The sequence below is a fragment of the Microcoleus sp. S1D4 genome (assembly GCF_036700765.1).
Classification (GTDB): domain Bacteria; phylum Cyanobacteriota; class Cyanobacteriia; order Cyanobacteriales; family Microcoleaceae; genus Microcoleus.
In genome coordinates this window covers 154377-174030 of record NZ_JAUBPP010000008.1, presented here as the reverse complement: position 1 = coordinate 174030, position 19654 = coordinate 154377, and the positions used below count along the sequence as shown (strand labels likewise).

The following is a 19654-nucleotide window of genomic DNA, read 5'->3' as shown; positions in this document are numbered from 1 at the left end:
CAAAACAATATTCCCCAGAATTCTGGGTAGAATTCGGTTAGGGATATACTAAAGGTTGCGAATCTCATCACTCATTACTGAAGGAGTCAGTCGTGGCTGGTCAAAAAATCTTGGTAATCGATGACAGTAAAGTCATCCGCGTCCGAGTCCGAGAAATGTTACCTCAAGGTAACTTTGAAGTTCTAGAAGCAAAAGACGGCGAAGAGGGACTCAAACTGATCCGCCAAGCCCGCCCGAATCTAATTATGTTAGATTTCCTACTGCCCAAAGTCAGCGGTTGGGAAGTGTATCAAAAAGTGCAAGCCCACCCCGAACTTTCCAAGATACCTTTGGTGATCATGTCGGGTCGCGAAGAAGAGGTGATGGAAAAAATTCCGAAACCCTTCGAGAAGCATTTTTTTGCATTCATCGCCAAACCCTTTGAGAAGAAGCAGCTAACCGAGGCGATCAAATCGGCGATGGTACTGGCCAAAAGGAAACCATTGCCCGAAGCCGCCGCAGCACCAAGCTCAGAAGCAGGCACTGCCGACATTCAGGCGATGACCCTGAAAATGGCAAAAATGCAAGCGGAAATTGATGCACTCAAAAAACAAATGTCTCAGGTGATTGCGATTATCAAGCAAAAATTGAAATAATTCTGCTGTTTGTTTGCAGGCACTTATGTAGAAAGAAAATGCTACACCGTGAAACTCGATCTTGAGTCTTAATGCAATTATTTGCAATTTTGTCGAGCGAGGGATCTCGCCTGCAGCCTGCAACGGGTTTCTCAAAATCCAAATGAGACAATGAACAAACAGTTAAAAATTAAATCAGGGAGGAAACAATTATTAATCTTTATTAGGACTTTTAAGTGCTGCTCCTCCCATGCTCAACAATCAACTCCTCAGTCTCATTTTTTTGGTTAATGACTAACGACTATTCCGATTTTTTGCCTCAACTGCGTGCCTCAACAGAGCAATTATTGAAAAGATTAGACTGCTTCGATCGAGCGCAGGTATTAGCGATCGGAGATTTGACCTTGGACGAGTTTCTTACCGGACAAGTAGAGCGAATTTCCCGCGAAGCACCTGTGTTGATTTTGCGCTACGAAAATACTCGGCAACTACCCGGAGGTGGCGCAAATGCTGTCTACAATTTGGCCAAACTGGGAGGCAAAGTCAAAGTTGCCGGTTTGGTAGGAAAAGACGACCAGGGAAAGGCTTTGTGCGGTATTTTTGAGGCGGCGGGAATAGATACGGGCGGGATTTTCATCGATTCGCAGCGTCCGACTGTCACCAAAACTCGAATTTCCGGGCACGCGCGACAGTCAGTGACTCAGCAAATTGTCCGAGTCGATCGCAAATCTGACGAGTTGCCGGATTTAGACTTGCAGTTGCAATTAGCAGACTACATCCGGCAGCAAATCCCGACAGTAGATGCTGTGGTTTGTTCCGACTACGGCGACGGAGTTTTGACCAATTTGGCGATCGAATCGGCAGTAGTTCCCGGCAAAACAATCGTAGACGCTCAAACAGATTTGCAGCGATATTCTGGAGCAATGCTGTTTACTCCGAACCTGCCCGAAGCCGAACAAGCAGTCGGATATGCTATCAAAAACCCTCAAACTTTAATGCAGGCAGGACGCGATTTATTGAACTTAACTCAAGCTCAAAAAATCCTGATTACTCGCGGCGAAGAAGGGATGAGTTTGTTTGAAAGGGTGAACGGCGAAACAATCAAAAATTCACCTTCTCCAACATCTATTTGCCAACAGGGAAAATTTAACATTCAAAGTTGGGATATTCCCCCTTTTAACAAAACTGATGTATTCGATGTAACCGGTGCGGGAGATACAGTTGTAGCAGCAATGACTTTAGCTTTATGCGTCGGTGCATCCGGTTGGGAAGCGGCAGTTTTGGGCAATTTAGCGGCTAGCATTGTCGTGCGTCAATTCGGTACGGCGACGACAACAGCAGACGAAATGAAAGAAGCTTTGAAAGCAATGGTTGACGAGTAGTCAGTTGGTAGTTGGCAGTTGGCAGTTGGCAGTTGGCAGTTGGCAGTTGGCAGTTGGCAGTTGGCAGTTGTTAGTTGTTAGTTGTTAGTTGTTAGTTGGCAACAGTCAACAGTCAACAGTCAACAGTCAACAGTCAACTGACTACTGACTACTGACTACTGACTACTGACTACTAACTACTTACTCTTCTTCAAAATTTGTCCCTTGTCATCAATTGTCAAACCAGTGTTGGGAAAATCGCTCTTTGTCAAACGGCGAATCAACCCCACACTCCTAAAATCTCGATCCACAGACGGAATACCTTGCTTGTCTAGTTCCACGGGGATAATCTTACCAGAAACAAAATCCCCTTGCCGAGTCATTTTCACATCCAAAATCAGAGATTGACCGAGTTCTGCCGCTGTGGACAAAGTGCGATAACCCATAAAATTGCCCAGGGAATAAGCAATCAATTTCCCTTTGTAAAGTTCCACTGCTCTGGTAACGTGCGGGCCGTGTCCTAAAATCAAATCCGCTCCCGCATCAATCATCGTTCGCGAAAACAAAACCATATTTCCCCGGTTTTCTCCGTGAAAAAATTCGTTTCTATTTTTTACATTCAGAGCTCCGGTTCCTTCAGCTCCCGCATGAACGGATATCACTACAATATCGGCTTTTTGCTTCGCTTTTTTGACAAGTTCTGCCCCTTCTTTAAGTTCCAGTAAGGAATTGTGAACTTCGCCGTAGTTGCTGAAACCGATAAAAGCAACATTTACGCCTTTGACATTTTGATAAACAATTTGGTTTCTTTTGCCAACTGCTTTCATGCCGTTGCTGTCGATGTTTTTAATCGTGTCCTTAAATCCCTGCTCGTTAAAATCGTAAGAGTGATTGTTGGCAATATTCAAAATATCAAAACCAACATCTTTGAAGATTTTGGCATAACTCGGAGGAGTCCGAAAGGCAAACAGCATTCGTCCGCCGACTCCTTTGGAACTGTAAGGGTAATCGGTCATCGTGCTTTCAAAATTGCCAAACAGAATGTCGGCTCCTTGAAGGTACGGTTTTACCGAATCAAATAAACGATCCTTATTTGCTGGCAGTTTGTTGTAGGGAAAATTGGTGCCGGGGATGATGTCGCCAACGGCTTTGATGCTGACTGTGGCGGGGAGATTGGCGGGTTTTTGTGCTGCGGGAGAGGGCGATTTTGGAGCGGGCTCTGGTTTGGCTGCGGGCGCTGGTGCTGGTGTCGATGCGCTGCCCGATAGCTGCACTTCACGCGCTTTTGGTACTGCTGGTTTTGAGGTGAGAGAATTAATCGGGGCGGTGCTGGAGGATTTGTGAAATTGAGCGCGCAAAACAAAGCCGGATATCGGCACGAGAATCAGACTCAGGACACCGACTGACAGCCAAGATTTTTTAGTTTTAGTGCGGGCTAACTTTGGGCGCGGTGATGGCTTTGGCTGGCCTTGGTTTGTGGGTTTGGGAGTTGGGATTTTCCGGGGTTGGGGCGGAAATTTTTCGGGTGTTGGAGCGGGCGCTGTGGTGACAACATGGTGAGTTTTTTCTCTGGTTGGCAAAGTCACAGGAATGGGGGCTGTGCGTAGGCCTACGGCGGCAGGAATTGGGGCTGCGGCTACGCTAACGGGTGAGGCTAGACTAATGGGTGCGAAAGTTAAGGCTTTTTTTAATTCTACTGTTTGAGTCCAAGCGGGCATTTGTTTACCGGCCTGTCGCCCGTAAACTGTTACTGAGTAAACGTTATTTGCTTGGAGTCTTTGCAATCCTTTGATTGCGACTCGCAGACAGGCTTCTTCTGCGGGTAATTGTTCTGCTTCCAGCAGCAGGTGCAGGGTGTCGTTGTCCCGGCTAGCTTTAGCTGTGACTCCGAAGCTGTGGAGTGCTTGGCCGATCAGAAATGCGATCGCCCTTGGGTCGCCTTCTTTTGCTAAATTTAAGATGTCTTGTTGGCTCACAAATGCCTCTACTCTCACACGAAAAATTTAGTTCTATCTTATATCAGATTTTGTGAAACAGGATTAAATGTCGATCGATTTAACTCGGGTTAAGTGCGTAGTAAAAAACATAGTAAAAATATGCGGTTTCGCTACCATAAATATACTCAAAAACCCGGTTTCTGGCGGCAGCAGCAAATCCTCCCCGTCCAAACCCCGATTTCGATGAGACAAAAAGCGATCGACTGACTGGCCAACGCAACAGTTAAACTCTTGCTTGTGGGACGCTATGGGTCAGAAATCGACGGCAAGCAACAATTGCCGGCGCATCGCAGCAGGTAACTGAGGCGATTGTTGCCTCTGTTAGGTGTAGCAATCGACTTTGTGGATGCCACCGCTTTACCTGCTGCAGCCGTTATTGAGACAATTGTGCGATCGAATTCTCGATCGCTACCATCTGGATTAAAGATTTTTTGTGAAAAGCCGTGGTATTTGTAAGTTAGTTGGACTCATAGCAGCTAGGATCGAGCTAACTCAAGGTTACACTAAAGCTCGTCACGCGGCGTTGCCTCTCAAAACCCTGATTGAGTCCTATGGCGCACTACCGCTCCACTTTATGTTTATTGACCTGTCTTGCCTGTCTGGGCGCTGCCTTCAGTCCAAGTGCGGACGGAAGACCACAAACTCTCAATGCTTCGTACCGGGCTGTTTCCCAAGAAATTGCTCAGGCGGACGATCGCCCGGATTCCAAGGCTCCAAAACCCTCTCCGGTGGCGGATAAAAACAAATCTAAGCCGTCCCAACCGCCAAAATCCAATTCCAAAATCCCGAAAGCAATCTCCAATCTAATCGTCATTTTGTCTCGCCAGCGGGGATTCTTAATATTGGGTTTGGCTGCAGTTGTCATCACGGCAGCGGCAGTATTTATCATGCTGAAATTAGTTGGCAACGACGAGTCAAATAATTCTAGGCGTCGAGGGGGAACAGTCGATCGCCGCAACCCAAGAAACTATCGAGCCACCAATCCGCGCGATCGGGGCAAATTGGTCTACCCTGTGGATTTTTCAACAGGCCACAGTCTCGACAACAACAGCGATCGATCTTTACCGTCTCTCCTGGAATCTGGAGCATCCGAATCGGAGAATGCTGGGCTAGAGGGCGATCGAATTAATGCCCGCGGCGCGCCCTCAGAAACTAACAGCAACGGCTACAGCGAAACAGGTTTCAACCTTCCCGAAACAACCAATCGAGGTGATTCGCTAGCGACGAATAAGAAAAAAAATATTTCCCTTGCACAAACAGATGATACAAATAACGTTGATATTATTGAAGCACTGATTGAAGATTTGCAGCACCGAAATCCAGCTTATAGGGGCAAAGCAATTTGGGAACTAGGCCAGCAGGGAGATTCGAGAGCTGTTGAACCGTTGCTAGATTTGCTAGCAAATTCCGACTCAAACCAGTACAGTTTAATTTTGGCAAGTGTCTCAGAAATTGGCATTCGCACGCTCAAACCCATGAATAATGCCTGGTCAATTTCGCTGCAAAATGAAAACCCAGAAGTGCGAAAAAATGCGATTCGCGACTTGACTAGAATTTACGAAATGGTGAATCAAATCAGTTATTTATTGCACCGCGCGACTAACGATCCAGATGCAGAAGTTCAGGAGACTGCTCGCTGGGCAATCAATCAGTTAAATCGCATCCATCCTCGTTCTGAAAGGGATGAATAGTCATCGGGAATTGGGCGAGCGCGAAGCGGAGGGATTGGGCAACAGTCAACAGTTAACAGTTAACAGTTAACAGTCAACAGTCAACACGACGAGCGATCCTATGCTAAAATAAATGACTGATGACCAATAACTAATAACCAATAACTAATAACCAATAACTAATAACCAATAACCAATGACTACTAATAACTCTTTAAAATTATTGTTTCTATCAACTTCTGTCGGCCAACTCGGTTCGGGGTTGGGCGGCGGAGTCGAACTTACAGTCCTCAATATTGCCAAAGAATTACACTGGCGCGGTCATAAAATAACAGTTGTAGCACCAGTCGGTTCAGTATTAGAATCAATTCCCGTAATCGAAATCGCGGGGGATTTGCAAGTAACTGCCCAAACACAAGATTACAATGCTTCTATCGTGATGCCCGCCGATGCTGTGCTGGCGAATATGTGGGAATACGCGCGCCAAGTTCAGGATGAATGGGATGTAATTGTTAATTTTGCCTACGATTGGTTGCCGTTTTATTTGACACCTTTTTTTAGGACTCCGATCGCCCATTTTATAAGTATGGGCTCTCTGGTGCGATCGCTCGATCGCATCGCCGAACAAACCGCCGCCCAATTTCCCGGTACGATCGGAGTTTACACCGCTTCCCAAGCCGAAACCTTTGCCTTTGCCGCAGAATGTCAGTTGTTGGGAAGCGGCATAGATTTATCGCTGTACGAATTTTGCAGCCAACCACAATCAAAATTAGCTTGGCTAGGCCGCATCGCCCCGGAGAAAGGCTTAGAAGATGCAGTGGCGGCTGCAAAAATTACAGGCATTTCCCTAAAAATTATGGGCAAAATGCAGGATGAGGATTATTGGCAAAAAATTTGTGCAGATTACCCGGATGCTCCGGTAGAATATTTAGGGTTTCTGACAACAACCCAAATGCAAGAGCAAGTCCGCCGGTGCCGAGCCTTGTTGATGACACCGCGCTGGGTAGAAGCTTTTGGAAATGTCGCGATCGAAGCTTTAGCGTGCGGTGTACCCGTGATTGCCTACGCGCGCGGGGGCCCCGCCGAAATTGTTCGAGACGGCCACACGGGCTTTTTAGTGGAGCCTGACAGCGTAAATGGCTTGGTAGGTGCGATCGCCCGTTTAGACCAAATTGACCGCAGCGCTTGCCGGCGACAAGCAGAGGTAGAATATTCTTTGGAAGCTTTGGGCGATCGATTTCAACACTGGTTCAACTCGATTGCAGCTAGTAGGGTGCGTCAGTAATAATAGCAAAACTGTGAGAAATATCCGCTGACTGAGCTCCTTGATAAATTGATTGAACGCTAGTTCAAATTTCATCTAAAATTGAGTTAAATAAACTCCTAATCGACCACAACAAAAGACCGAAAAAAAACTATGCCAACCGAACGTCTAGTGCTGCTATCCAGCAGAGAAATAGAAAAAATGCGTCAAGCCGGCAGCTTAGCAGCTCAACTTTTGTTGCATCTCGAACCAATGATTAAACCAGGAGCTAGCACCCTCCAAATTAACGACGAAGCCGAACGTTGGACTGTAGAACGCGGAGCAAAAAGTGCTCCCCTAGGTTACAAAGGATTTCCGAAATCTCTGTGCGCGAGCGTCAATGAAGTAGTCTGTCACGGCATCCCCAATGCCAAACAAATTCTCAGAGAAGGCGACATTATTAACATAGACGTAACCCCCTTAGTTGATGGCTATCACGGCGATACTTCTAAAACTTTTTTTGTGGGAACACCTTCACCAGTAGCTAAAAAATTAGTTGAAGTTACCGAAGAATGCTTGAGAAGAGGAATTGCTGAAGTCAAACCCGGTGCTCGTACGGGCGACATCGGTGCAGCAATTCAAGAATATGCTGAAGCACAGGGTTTTTCGGTAGTACGAAATTTTGCCGGACACGGCGTGCACCGCGTTTTTCACACCGAACCGGAAATTTTGCACTACGGGAAGCGGGGCACAGGAAAAAAACTTAGAAAAGGCATGGTTTTTACGATTGAACCAATGATTAATGAGGGAACTTGGGAAGTAGAAATATTGGGCGATGGTTGGACTGCAATCACTAAGGATAAAAAACTTTCGGCTCAATTTGAACACACCCTAGCCGTGACAGATTCCGGGGTAGAAATTCTAACTTTACCTTAGCAATCATTAACAAACAATCTCAAAAACTCACTCCTAAATCAATAATTAACCATATCCCGTAGGGGCGGGTTTCACCGACAATATCCTAACGATTATCAACAATCTAGATAAACCCGCCCCGCCACTTCATCGTCCTGTATTCATCTCTCTATTGTCTTCCTCTGTGTTCTCTGCGCCCTCTGTGGTTAAATCATTCCGATGCAACCACAACCGATAACCCACATCAACCTAAAAATTGCCTCAAATTCGACAATGTAGGTTTGTATTTATGGGTAGGTGGGGGCGGGTTTGCGAGATTGTCTGTTGCAGTCAGAAATCATCTATAAAACCCGTTCGGACGGAATTACGATCGATTCACCAAACAACAAACAACAAATAACAAACAACAAACAACAAACAACAAATAACCAATAACAAATGACTAACATAAAATTTCTGCAACCTGGAGATTTGCTCAAAGTAATTGCCCCTAGTGGCACTTTGCGAGAATCAACCAACTTTGAAAAGGGTGTAGAAATTTGGAAATCTCGCGGCTATCGAGTTGAATTAACACCGGGTTTTGACGATCGCTGGGGCTATTTGGCAGGTTCCGATGAAAACCGCGTCCGACAGTTGGCAGATACCCTCAATGACCCGGATTGTCGCGGTATTCTCTGTGTCCGTGGCGGTTTCGGCAGCACTCGACTTTTGGAAAAAGGAAAAGTGGGAGATTGGGAAAATTCCCAGTTTCCAACTCCTGACTCCCATTCGCCGAAATGGTTAATCGGCTTTTCCGACATTACGGCTTTGCTGTGGAATGACGACAAATTGGGGATTTGGGGCGTTCACGGGCCGATGCTGACAACTTTGGCGGATGAACCGGATTGGTCTGTCGATCGACTTTTTGACTGCATAGAAGGTCGCCCCTTACAATCTTTGCAAGGGAAAGGATGGGGTAGCGGAAAAGCTACCGGGCGGCTGTTTCCGGCGAATCTGACGGTTGCTTCTCATTTGCTCGGAACCCCGTATCAACCGGATTTGACCGGGGTTATTCTCGCATTTGAGGATGTTTCCGAGGCTCCTTACAGGGTCGATCGAATGCTGACTTTGTGGCGGATGGCGGGGGCTTTCGCTGGGGTGCGGGCCATTGCTTTGGGGCGTTTCAGTCGCTGCGAGATTGAGCCGAGTATTCCCAGTTTTAGCATTGAAGAGGTTTTGCGCGATCGGCTTTTAGACCTAAATATTCCGATTGTCTCGGATTTACCCTTTGGGCACGAGGGAGTTAACGCTGCTTTACCGATGGGAATTATGGCGAGTCTCGACGCTGAATCGGGATTGCTGATTTGTGGGGATACATCGCAACTTTAAAAGCTGCATCAACGTCTATAAGTTTGTAGGGTGCGTTGGGGGAAAAATTATTAGTCTGCGGTTAAAAAAATCAGCCCAGACGAACCCCAAAATAACGAAAGTTGAGACTAATGGTTGAGACGGTGGGCAGAAATTAGATTTAAAATGGATTGTGTATGCAAATGTCCGCGCCAAGAAGGCAAAAAAAATTTATAATTTTCCAGAGGTTGACATGAAAAAACACAACTTGTTAAACAGTATTGCTGCCGCTGTGCTAGTTACAGGATTGGCACTTACGGGGATTTCTTCTAGTGCGGTTGGCGAACAGATACGAAATAACGATCGCATAGATGGAGTAATTCGCCGCACTTCCCCAATTTACCGTTTCCGAAATATGTGGACACCGGGCTCTCCGACAGAAGAATTGCGCGGTCAAGAATACACGTTCACCGCGCGGGAAGGCGACAACATTCAAGTATTGTTAGATACAGATAGAAGTCGCGGTTTTACTCCCGTGATGGTACTATTTTACGGAAACAACAAACAAGTAGCTTTTACCCAAGACCGTTCTTTTAATTATCAAATTCCCCGCAGCGGCGATTACAAGTTGTTAGTATTAGCAAAAGATGCTGCTAGGGGCGGTAGTTATACCCTAGAAGTTGCGGGAATTGATGGCGACAGGCGGGCTAGCAATAGGTGGGATGACAGAAACGATAGGGACAGAAACAACCGCAACTACGACGGAGAACGGATTTTGCGAGATGATTTTGGCTTGCGGCCTCTTGATTGTCGCGTGAGACGTAGTATGGTGAGAGTAAGGTTTGAAGATGGTGACAGAAACGAGAGTTATTGCGCTGAACCGAGTCGCCGGTATCCGCAGGGAGACTATTATTACAATCCGCGCACTAGAGATTTAGAATCGGCGAGGGTGGATAATAGTAGATTCGACGACGATCGCGCTAATGATAATAACTGGTACGATGGCGATCGCGATCGATGTCGCGTATCGGTAGGCGGAGTGTGCGTTACTAGGTAAGCTGTTCGTTGTCATTGCGAAGACTATTTCTTGTCATTGCGATGACAGATAAATGGCATCTACCCATCAAACCCAAAGAAACCGGGTTTTTTTGCGAATCTGCCGACTGCGACGAAGAATTATCGCCAAAAACCCGGTTTATGAACCCCGCATCAGTCCGAATCCAGATACGCAGGTCAGAAATAGCTGGTGCGGGCCGATCGCCGAATTTTCGATCAAAAAGGACGATCGGACAATGGTAAGCTACCAAAGGCATTGAAATATCTAAGGTAGAGAAAAGTTAAAATGTCGGCATTAAATGAAGTTCCCTTGTTGTTGCGGGCAGCCCGCGGCGAAACCCTAGACCGCCCGCCCGTGTGGATGATGCGCCAAGCCGGTCGCTACATGAAGGCTTATCGAGATTTGCGAGAAAAGTATCCCTCGTTTCGCGAACGTTCCGAAATTCCCGAAGTCGCCATCGAAGTTTCCCTTCAGCCGTGGCGCGCGTTTCAACCCGACGGCGTAATTCTGTTTTCCGATATCGTCACCCCAATGCCGGGTTTGGGCATCGACATGGACATCGCCGAAGGCAAAGGCCCGATTATCCACTCACCCATTCGCACTCAGCAGCAAATCGACAACCTGCAACCGCTGAACCCGGAAGAAAGCTTGCCCTTTATCAAAACAATCCTGCAATCCCTGCGCGCGGAAGTCGGCAACAAATCCACCGTGCTCGGTTTTGTCGGCGCGCCCTGGACGCTGGCCGCCTATGCGGTTGAGGGTAAAGGTTCTAAGTATTATGCCATCATCAAAAACATGGCATTTTCCGATCCAACTTTACTGCATCAGTTGCTATCGAAATTCGCCGATGCGATCGCCGTTTATATGCGCTACCAAATCGACTGCGGCGCGCAAGTAGTGCAAATGTTCGACTCCTGGGCCGGCCAACTGTCTCCGCAGGACTACGAAACCTTCGCCCTACCATACCAAAAACAGGTTTTCGATCAAGTCAAAAAAACCCATCCCGACACCCCGCTAATTCTGTTAGTCAGCGGTAGTGGCGGCCTCCTCGAAAGCATGACAAAATCCGGCGCCGATATCATCAGCGTCGATTGGACAGTTGATATGGCTGACGCCCGCCGGCGTTTGGGCCCCAACATGAACGTTCAGGGAAATCTCGATCCGGGCGTGTTGTTTGGTTCTCAAGCGTTTATTCGCGATCGAATTCTTGATACAATTCGCAAAGCCGGTCATCGCGGACACATCCTCAATTTGGGACACGGCGTATTACCGGGAACTCCCGAAGACAACGTGCGTTTCTTCTTTGAAACCGCCAAACAAGCCGACAAATTGCTTGCAGTTGCTGCTTAAATTGCGATTTGATTGCGATTAACTGGTAACGAGTAAAACTCTCGTTTATAGCCAAGGCCTGATCCCCCTAAATCCCCCTTAAGAAGGGGGACTTTGAAAAGAATCTTCTCCCCCGCTTAAGAATGGGAACGCAAGAGAAGCCTCTTGTCCCCCCCTTCTTAAGGAAGGTTAGGGGAGATCAGGCCTCAGCATCAAGTGAAAACCCCTCATTCCTCTCCTCTTCCCCTCCGGCAAAATGAACCCCAAAAAAATTTTTGTGACGGGTGCAAGTGGCTGTATCGGTCACTACATGGCCGAAACCTTGATTCAAGAGACCAACCACGAACTTTACCTATTAGTTCGCAACCCAGACAAGCTAAAATTTGACTGGAAAGCCCGCCCCGGCATCCATATCATACAAGGCGACATGAAAGATATCGATCGCCATGCCGAACTCCTGCAAACAATAGACGTAGCAATTTTAGCCGCCACAGCTTGGGGAGGAACCCAAGAAGTTTTTGATGTCAACGTCACCAAAACTCTCCGCCTAATTCAACTACTTTCGCCCGAAAAGTGCCAGCAAGTAATTTACTTTTCAACAGCCAGCATTCTCGGTAGAGACAACAACTTACTCGCAGAAGCCGGCGAACTGGGAACAGATTATATTCGGTCAAAATACGATTGCATGACGCAATTATCCACATTGACAAATGTACCTCCGATTACCGCACTCTACCCAACCTTAGTATTGGGAGGAGACGCAGAAAAACCAGTTTCTCACCTGTCATCCGGTTTGCCACTTGTCGCCAAATGGATAGGTTTAATTCGCTGGTTTAAGGCAGACGGAAGCTTTCACTTCATCCACGGTGCAGATATTGCCAAAGTAGTTAATTATTTAGTTGAACATCCGCCAGCTTCCGAGGAACCGCGACATTTTGTGCTAGGAAATCCGGCGATTACAGCTAACGAAGTTGTCGAACAAGCTTGCCAGTATTTGCATAAAAACATATTTTTTCGGATTACTCTGTCACCTTGGCTGGCCGATTTCTTTATTTGGCTGTTCCGAATTCAGGTGGCAGCTTGGGACAGATTTTGCATCAGCTACCGCCATTTTACCTATAAAAATCTGGTCAATCCCGAAAGCATCGGAATGCCGAGTTACTGCGGCACAGTTGCCGATATGTTAAGAACTAGCGGGATTCCCGATCAAAATGTAAAGTAGGTCAGAAGTTATTAGTTATTTGTTATTAGTTATTTGTTATTGGTTATTGGTAACAACTGACAACTGACAACTGACAACTAACAACTGACAACTGACAACTGACAACTGCTTTCCGTACAACGTCATCATGAAGAGGGAAGAGGGAACGCCAATGTGTACCTTACCAGATATATGTAGGGTGCGCCGAGGCGCATTTTACGAATAATGTAAGTTTTTCAAGTTCTTTTTTGTCTGAATCCGATGCTTTTTAAATGCGATTATCGTCAATTAAGGGTTAAATACGATAAGATATCAGCATTTGCTAGCTTTAACAGGGAACTGCAACCTAAAAATTGCGATGTTTTATTGGTTTTAGGGGGTGTTACCCCTCGCCCGATATTCGATCGAGTGCAAGATCGTAATTTTAGCCTTAACATTAAGTCTTGAGAGCCGATCGAACTCTCACGCCCCGCCAGCCCGATCGCAAGTTGTTTACTGATGTGAGGTTTAACATAATATGCGAGTTCTCCTAGTTTATCCCCTGTTCCCGAAAACATTTTGGTCTTACGAGAAAATCCTAGAATTAGTCGATCGTAAAGTGCTGCTGCCACCGCTGGGTTTGGTAACTGTAGCAGCTATTTTACCCCAAGAATGGGAATTTAAGTTAGTCGATCGCAACATCAGACAAATCACCGAAGCAGAATGGGAATGGGCAGAGCTCGTTATTCTGTCCGCCATGATTGTCCAAAAAGAAGATTTGCTAGACATCATTCGCGAAGCAAAACGGCGCGGTAAATCCGTAGCTTGCGGCGGCCCTTACCCGACTTCCGTACCCGAAGAACCCCAAGCAGCGGGCATCGATTACCTGATTCTCGACGAAGGCGAAATCACCTTGCCGATGTTCGTCGAAGCAATAGGGCGCGGCGAAAAAAGTGGAATGTATCGATCGGACGGCGTAAAACCCGATGTTACCACAACCCCAGTTCCCCGCTTCGATTTGCTGGAATTAGATGCCTACGATTCGATGTCAATTCAATTTTCGCGAGGCTGTCCCTTCCAGTGCGAATTTTGCGACATCATCGTCCTCTACGGCCGCAAACCCCGCACCAAAGATCCCCAACAATTGATCGCAGAACTAGACTGTCTGTACAACCTAGGTTGGCGACGCGGCGTGTTCATGGTAGACGACAACTTTATCGGCAACAAACGCAACGTCAAACTGTTGCTAAAAGAATTAGAAGTTTGGCAAATAGAACACAAATTCCCCTTCAACTTCAACACAGAAGCATCCATCGACTTAGCCCAAGACCAAGAATTGATGGACATGATGGTGAAATGTCATTTCAATGCAGTATTCCTAGGAATTGAAACCCCCGACGAAGAAAGCTTGCAAATGACCAAAAAATTTCAAAACACCCGCAATTCCCTAATCGAATCAGTTGAACTAATTGCCAAATCCGGCTTGCGAGTAATGGCCGGATTCATCATCGGATTCGACGGCGAAAAACCAGGCGCAGGTCAGCGGATTGTAGACTTTGCCGAAGCAGCCGCAATTCCGAGCACAACCTTTGGAATGCTGCAAGCTTTACCGCACACAGCATTGTCTCACCGACTAGCAAAAGAAGGCAGATTGCGCGAAAAATCTGGCAACCTCAACCAGACTACTTTGATGAACTTCATTCCGACGCGGCCGCTAGAAGACATCGCGCGGGAATATGTTCAAGCATTTTCTGATGTCTACGATGCTGAAAAATATTTAGACCGCACCTACCGCCACTTTTTGATGTTAGGTGCACCTACAGCAGATATACCATCAAGAATCCCCAGTTGGATAGACTTGCGAGCATTGCTAACCGTAGTGTGGCGACAAGGAGTCAAACGCAAAACTCGGTGGAAATTCTGGCATCATTTATTCAGCATTATCAGAAACAATCCGGCGGTTTGGGATCATTACTTAACTGTGTGCGCTCACAACGAGCATTTCCTAGAATACCGTCAAATTGTGCGGGATGAAATCGAAGAACAATTAGCTGACTTTTTGGCTAATGAGTCTCAAACAGTATATCAAGAACCTGTTGCTGTTGAGGAAAAGGAAGTGCAAGCGGTTTAGGGTTGGAGACTTCAACCGAATACCCAGATATCCGACTTATTTAAGAAGTCGGATATCTGGGTATTCTCTTTTTTTTAGGTGGGCTTACGTATAAAATTTTTGCCTTTTTCATCACCACACCCGCTGAATGGGATAAGCATCAAAAGCCTCATCGCGACTAATCAAAACAAGCGAATGATTCATAGTCTGTGCTACCAGAATTCGATTGCGCTAAGCGCACGCTACGCTAACGAACGGATCTCGATGATGCAGGGGAAGATTTGTGTAAATCTCAGTATCTTCAAATGTAATTGGTAGAATTTGAGCGTTAATGTATTGCAATTCATTAGGCAGGTCTTCAAATGGCCGATTCAGTTGAAGCTTACCTACATTAATTTTAATGGAGATTTCCCACAGGCTGGCAATACTAAAATACAAACCTGTTTTAGTATCGATCGCTTCTTTTGCTTTACTACCTAGATTGGAATCGCCAAGCAAATACCACAGAAAGGCATGAGTATCTAAAAGGGATTGCATGTTACATATATTCCTTTAAATCTTCCAGCGGTGCATCGAAATCATCAGACATAACGATCTGACCAGCCCAACTACCATAACCATGAGGTTGTTCAAGTTGTTGTTGAGATGATTCAGTTTTTGCGTGTTTTTCAAGTAAATATTTTGCATAATGCAATATCTCTTGTTTGAGAGATTCTGGCATCTTGACAACAGTTTGAAAAATTTCTATATCGATAGTCATGATTGATGTGGAATTTTTACTATGTCATATTCACCAATTATACCGTAATTGCAGTCACAAGGTATTTAGAATGGTTATCTCGTTTAATCTCGTTTCCAGGAAGAGCCTGGAAATATCATATCCTGCGGCCCGGCCACCTTTTTTTTATGACTGAGGAGGCAAAATACTACTATTGGCGGCAGCAGTTATTTCGGCGGATAGAGGCGCGATCGCCCGAAACTATGAAAATCTAATAACAAGCTCAAAAATATCAAAATTCGCGATCGCCCCAACCCGCCATGCAAGGAACAAATCACATCAGAACAGCAGCTCTATTAGGGCTCCTCAGCGGCCTTCTAGTTTTAGGAAGCTATTATTTAATCGGCAACGAGCAAGGACTTTACATCGGTTTAGCATTAGCCGCCTTCACCAGTTTTAGCTCTTGGTACTATTCCGATACGGCAGCTTTGATGGCTTACCGCGCTCGCCCGATCGCCCGCAGCGAAGCTCCCGAAATCTACGATATAGTAGCATCGCTGAGCGCCAAAGCCGAAATTCCCGTGCCGAAAATCTTTGTAGTTCCCACCCAATCTCCCAACGCATTCGCCACGGGAAGAGACCCGGAACACGCCACAATAGCAGTTACTGAAGGCATCATCAAACTGCTTTCCCGCGAAGAATTGGAAGGCGTTTTAGCCCACGAACTGACGCACATCCGCAACCGCGACACCCTCACTCAAGCAGTTGCAGGGACGATCGCCGGCGCAATTACATTTATCGGGCGAATTCTGACTTTTGGAGCGCTTTACGGCCCGGTAACGCGGGACAGCAGACAAGGCCCGAATCCCTTTGGTTTGCTGTTTTTAATCATTTTAGCACCGCTATCAGCAACCGTAATTCAAATGGCGATTTCTCGAACCAGGGAATTTGCAGCCGACAGCGGTGCGGTGGAAATTACCAATAACCCGATCGGTTTAGCAAACGCGCTGCAGAAATTGGAGAAACTGGGTCATGAAATTCCCATGCACGGCAATCCGGCGATGTCGCCGCTGCTGATTGTGAATCCTTTTTCGACTAAAGGTTTGCAGTCACTTTTCCGCACTCACCCCTCTACAGAAGAACGGATTCAGCGGCTTTTGACACTCGCGCAGCAGCAGCAAAGTGCTCCTGTGATGGCTTACGTGCCTGGAATTTGAGCAGTTGAAAATGCAGCAAGAATATTTAGAAACCCGGTGTTTTGAAGCAGTCGGGTTTTTTTTGTTTGTAATGGTAACTCTGGTGCGATGGAAAGCGGTATAGCGGTTATCATAGTAGAAATAGAATAAGATTGTGAGCTGTCAACAAATGGCACAAATTACCACGACTGAATTACCCCAAACCGTCCAAACTCTATTGATAGAAGTGGAACGTACTAAAACCCCTCTCACTGTCATCCACGAAGGAAAAGCATTAGTAATTATTTATCCTGCGACTACCGAAACTCTACGGCGCAGCTTTGGCGCTATGAAAGGAAGCGGTGAAATATTAGGAGATTTAATTGCTCCTGTCGCCGAACCGTGGGAAGTTTTAGAATGAAACTTTTACTCGATACTCACATTTGGCTGTGGTATTTACTCGGCGACCAGCGCCTATCGCGATCGCTTCAAATGGCGATAGGGGATTCTAATACCGAACTTTGGCTGAGTCCAATTACTATTTTGGAGACACTCATGCTTGCAGAAAAAGGACGGATATCTTTACAGCCAGATCCCGTTACATGGGTTAATTTAGCTTTAAAAACCTTGGAAACTCGTGAAGCCCAAATGAATCACTCCATTGCAATTTTAAGTCGCGAAATTGCACTTCCTCATCAAGACCCCGCAGACAGATTCATTAGTGCCACAGCTATTTACTATGGCTTAACATTAGCCACAGTTGATGCCAACCTTACAGGAAATACGGCACTACAAACACTCAATTAGGCAATGAAGTGCATTAAATTTCAAGGTACTGACTTGATACGCTCTAGTGCAGTAAAATTAATAATTTCAAGCAGGTTTTTTAAGTTATTTAGTAATGCAAAAATTTATGTTTTCGTCTAATTGATTTAGATTCGCTTACAAGATGATTGCCGACTTTACTTTTACAGCCATGAGCGGAATCAACCACCTCATGTTCATATTGACAGAGATAAATAAATCATCGGTTAACTTTTTGTTGGAGCCAGTTATTTTGGAAAAAAACCTTATATTTAATGCTAAAAAGCTTCGTAAAACACAGTCGGTAGTACAATAAAATCCACAAACGTTATTGGATGCTGGGTATGGGTATTTTGGCGATTCGAGCGGACGAGAAAGTTAAGTAAATTTATTTTACATAAAAAACAATTAGCGTTGATTTGATGGATGGATGAATCATTGCGGCGCACTTAATTTGGTATTCCAAATTGTTTAATGCAGCGCCCGATCAAAGGATAAATGGAAACAATGTGGAGGAGGTTATGGCATTCACTGAAAAGAAATCGATGAAGACATCAGTACAGAGAGAATGCTGCGCGGGCACAGGCTCCGAAACCTACCTAAAATCACTGATTAATTTCGATTTTGCTATAGTCTGAGAAATCGGCATCAACGTTGCGACAATCGAGTTCCCCAGCCTTTTTTTTCTACTGCTGTCGATCGTGTAGGTTAATTAAAATTTCATTAATATCACTAATTAAGTATGGCGATCGCACTCAAACCCCATTGATTTTTCTTTTTGTCAAACTTTTTGACAACAGCAAGACTAACTGTGCGATCGTTTTGCAACTGACAAGCTAATTCATGAGGAACATAAACATCTTCTACAAACCCAAAACCATTTTGATTCAAACGAAACCGACCAGTTTTACAAGGCATAATATCAAAGAGTTTGCCCGATTCGCGTTTCTCAACCGCAACCACCGTTAGCCGATCGCCATTTCGATCGACAGTCACCGTCACGGGCGCGCCCACTAGCAGATTTAGACTGTTCAGCATTCCCCGATCGGGAGTAACAACTTCTTCAGATCCACTATGAGAATGCAATCCAAATCTGAGCATAATCTTGCCAGTTTTGGCTGTAAAGTTGCCGAGGTAGTTAGCATGAAATCGCGGGCAATTTTGCCAAATCACCTTTTCGGCATCAGCAGCTATATTTTTTAACACTTCCTCTGCGTTAGAGAGATTTCCTGTAGCAGCATACCAACTAGCAGTCAAGAGATTGCGAAGCGATTGGGGGACTTTCCATCCGTTATTGTTACGAATAGCAAAAGCTCGATCGGCAGCCCATTTAGCGACTTTCTCTTGGCCTCTATTTGCTGCGAGTCGGCTGAGATCCTCAAAAACGCTAACACCAAAATTTTCATCCCTGCAAGTCAAACACGCTTTTGCACAAAGTGCCAGCGCTAGTTGAGTATCGGAAGTTTCCACGACTTTCGCTAAAGCGTGCCACGCCCAATAATCGCTACGCTTCTGCTTCACAAAAGAAACCAGCAGTTTTTGAGATTCTGCCGATCGCCCCAAACGATTTAGCAATAAAGCCTTGCGATAATTTAGCCATTCCGGTTTTTGAACTTGGGCGCGATCGAGTGCAACATCTATCAATTTAATTGCAAAATCTTGTAATTCTCGTACATCAGAGTAATCTCGAACAGTCAATTCACAAGCAATCTTCCCCACTTCCCTTGCTGTTTTCTCAACCAATGACTCAAAAAAATTACCGTCATTAGCAGCAGAAGCCTGAAAATCTTCCGCTCTAAAACTGTCAATACCAGCCCATTTTATGAACTTCGGTAAAAACTTGATTTCCTTTTTTAATCTAACAATTTGGGATAGCAAACAACTAAACAGCAAATCTGGTCGAGTCAGCTTGAGTTTGTAATATTCTGCCAAGATTTCCCTAAGTTGGCTGACAGATATTTCTGGATCTATGGATTGAGATTGATTAGCCGTATCTATTAGTTTTTTTACTTTGTCATAGAGAACCCAACCCACACTGCTAGCCAAAAATTTGTCGTTTGGATGCTGTTTTAGCAGTTCGTACCCTCTCGAATAAGCTTCGTCTATGCGTCCAGATTTTCTCAAATTTTTGATTTCTTCCGTTAGATTTGACATT

General features: G+C 45.6%; 20 protein-coding genes. 15 read left to right on the top strand and 5 right to left on the bottom strand.

Annotation, left to right across the window (positions count from 1 at the left end; translation table 11 throughout):
* Positions 1–92 precede the first annotated feature (92 nt).
* Together QT998_RS11070 and QT998_RS11065 are read left to right on the top strand one after the other, a co-directional pair.
* Positions 93–635 carry a response regulator gene (locus QT998_RS11070; protein WP_333089372.1) on the top strand — a complete coding sequence of 181 codons (543 nt, stop codon included), beginning with the start codon at positions 93–95 and terminating at the stop codon, positions 633–635.
* Between the two features lie 269 nt (positions 636–904).
* Positions 905–1996, top strand: coding sequence for a bifunctional heptose 7-phosphate kinase/heptose 1-phosphate adenyltransferase (locus QT998_RS11065; protein ID WP_333089373.1), 1092 nt, complete (start codon positions 905–907; stop codon positions 1994–1996).
* A 176-nt stretch (positions 1997–2172) separates the two neighbouring features.
* Here the strand turns inward: QT998_RS11065 and QT998_RS11060 are convergent, their stop codons facing one another.
* Entirely contained in the window at positions 2173–3951 is a 1779-nt protein-coding gene (locus QT998_RS11060; RefSeq protein ID WP_333114624.1) for a CapA family protein, read from the bottom strand.
* Between the two features lie 330 nt (positions 3952–4281).
* Here QT998_RS11060 and QT998_RS11055 point away from each other — a divergent pair, with 330 nt between their 5' ends.
* Positions 4282–4428 (top strand): hypothetical protein, encoded by a 147-nt coding sequence (locus tag QT998_RS11055; protein WP_333089375.1) that lies wholly within the window; start codon positions 4282–4284, stop codon positions 4426–4428.
* A gap of 226 nt (positions 4429–4654) precedes the next feature.
* Here QT998_RS11055 and QT998_RS11050 read toward each other — a convergent pair whose 3' ends face one another.
* Positions 4655–4861, bottom strand: a complete 207-nt coding sequence (locus tag QT998_RS11050) for a hypothetical protein (RefSeq protein ID WP_228042530.1) — start codon at positions 4859–4861, stop codon at positions 4655–4657.
* Between QT998_RS11050 and QT998_RS11045 the strand changes: the two genes are divergently transcribed.
* The 8 genes from QT998_RS11045 (at position 4860) to QT998_RS11010 (ending at position 14823) form a co-directional block, all read left to right on the top strand.
* Complete coding sequence (locus QT998_RS11045) at positions 4860–5663, top strand: HEAT repeat domain-containing protein (protein WP_333114622.1); 804 nt, start codon at positions 4860–4862, stop codon at positions 5661–5663. The genes QT998_RS11050 and QT998_RS11045 overlap by 2 nt on opposite strands.
* A 175-nt stretch (positions 5664–5838) precedes the next feature.
* Complete coding sequence (locus tag QT998_RS11040) at positions 5839–6927, top strand: glycosyltransferase family 4 protein (protein WP_333114620.1); 1089 nt, start codon at positions 5839–5841, stop codon at positions 6925–6927.
* 132 nt (positions 6928–7059) lie between these two features.
* Entirely contained in the window at positions 7060–7821 is a 762-nt protein-coding gene (map, locus tag QT998_RS11035) for a type I methionyl aminopeptidase (protein WP_333089381.1), read from the top strand.
* Between the two features lie 417 nt (positions 7822–8238).
* Positions 8239–9168, top strand: a complete 930-nt coding sequence (locus QT998_RS11030; RefSeq protein ID WP_333089382.1) for a S66 peptidase family protein — start codon at positions 8239–8241, stop codon at positions 9166–9168.
* A gap of 211 nt (positions 9169–9379) precedes the next feature.
* The gene (locus tag QT998_RS11025; RefSeq protein ID WP_333089383.1) at positions 9380–10183 is read left to right on the top strand and encodes a hypothetical protein; all 804 of its coding nucleotides are present in this window, start codon (positions 9380–9382) and stop codon (positions 10181–10183) included.
* Positions 10184–10468: 285 nt separating this feature from the next.
* On the top strand, positions 10469–11533 hold the full coding sequence (hemE, locus tag QT998_RS11020) for a uroporphyrinogen decarboxylase (protein ID WP_333114619.1): 1065 nt from the start codon (positions 10469–10471) through the stop codon (positions 11531–11533).
* A 235-nt stretch (positions 11534–11768) separates the two neighbouring features.
* Positions 11769–12734: an NAD-dependent epimerase/dehydratase family protein gene (locus QT998_RS11015; protein WP_333114618.1), complete on the top strand. Its 966-nt coding sequence runs from the start codon at positions 11769–11771 to the stop codon at positions 12732–12734.
* Positions 12735–13230: 496 nt separating this feature from the next.
* Positions 13231–14823, top strand: coding sequence for a B12-binding domain-containing radical SAM protein (locus QT998_RS11010; protein ID WP_333089388.1), 1593 nt, complete (start codon positions 13231–13233; stop codon positions 14821–14823).
* 210 nt (positions 14824–15033) lie between these two features.
* Here QT998_RS11010 and QT998_RS11005 read toward each other — a convergent pair whose 3' ends face one another.
* Positions 15034–15339 (bottom strand): type II toxin-antitoxin system VapC family toxin, encoded by a 306-nt coding sequence (locus QT998_RS11005; RefSeq protein ID WP_333114617.1) that lies wholly within the window; start codon positions 15337–15339, stop codon positions 15034–15036.
* A gap of 1 nt (position 15340) precedes the next feature.
* The gene (gene vapB, locus QT998_RS11000; protein ID WP_333114615.1) at positions 15341–15562 is read right to left on the bottom strand and encodes a type II toxin-antitoxin system VapB family antitoxin; all 222 of its coding nucleotides are present in this window, start codon (positions 15560–15562) and stop codon (positions 15341–15343) included.
* Between the two features lie 278 nt (positions 15563–15840).
* Between vapB and QT998_RS10995 the strand changes: the two genes are divergently transcribed.
* From QT998_RS10995 to QT998_RS10980, 4 genes are all read left to right on the top strand, one after another.
* Positions 15841–16737 (top strand): M48 family metalloprotease, encoded by an 897-nt coding sequence (locus tag QT998_RS10995; RefSeq protein ID WP_333089393.1) that lies wholly within the window; start codon positions 15841–15843, stop codon positions 16735–16737.
* Between the two features lie 148 nt (positions 16738–16885).
* On the top strand, positions 16886–17116 hold the full coding sequence (locus QT998_RS10990) for a type II toxin-antitoxin system Phd/YefM family antitoxin (RefSeq protein WP_194066709.1): 231 nt from the start codon (positions 16886–16888) through the stop codon (positions 17114–17116).
* Positions 17113–17502, top strand: a complete 390-nt coding sequence (locus QT998_RS10985) for a type II toxin-antitoxin system VapC family toxin (RefSeq protein WP_333114613.1) — start codon at positions 17113–17115, stop codon at positions 17500–17502. The genes QT998_RS10990 and QT998_RS10985 overlap by 4 nt, the downstream gene beginning before the upstream one ends.
* Positions 17503–17631: 129 nt before the next feature.
* Positions 17632–17718 (top strand): DUF4160 domain-containing protein, encoded by an 87-nt coding sequence (locus QT998_RS10980; RefSeq protein WP_333089521.1) that lies wholly within the window; start codon positions 17632–17634, stop codon positions 17716–17718.
* A 513-nt stretch (positions 17719–18231) separates the two neighbouring features.
* On the opposite strand, the gene QT998_RS10975 is transcribed toward QT998_RS10980, so the two are convergent.
* Positions 18232–19653, bottom strand: a complete 1422-nt coding sequence (locus QT998_RS10975) for a DUF7017 domain-containing protein (protein ID WP_333114612.1) — start codon at positions 19651–19653, stop codon at positions 18232–18234.
* Position 19654 lies beyond the last annotated feature (1 nt).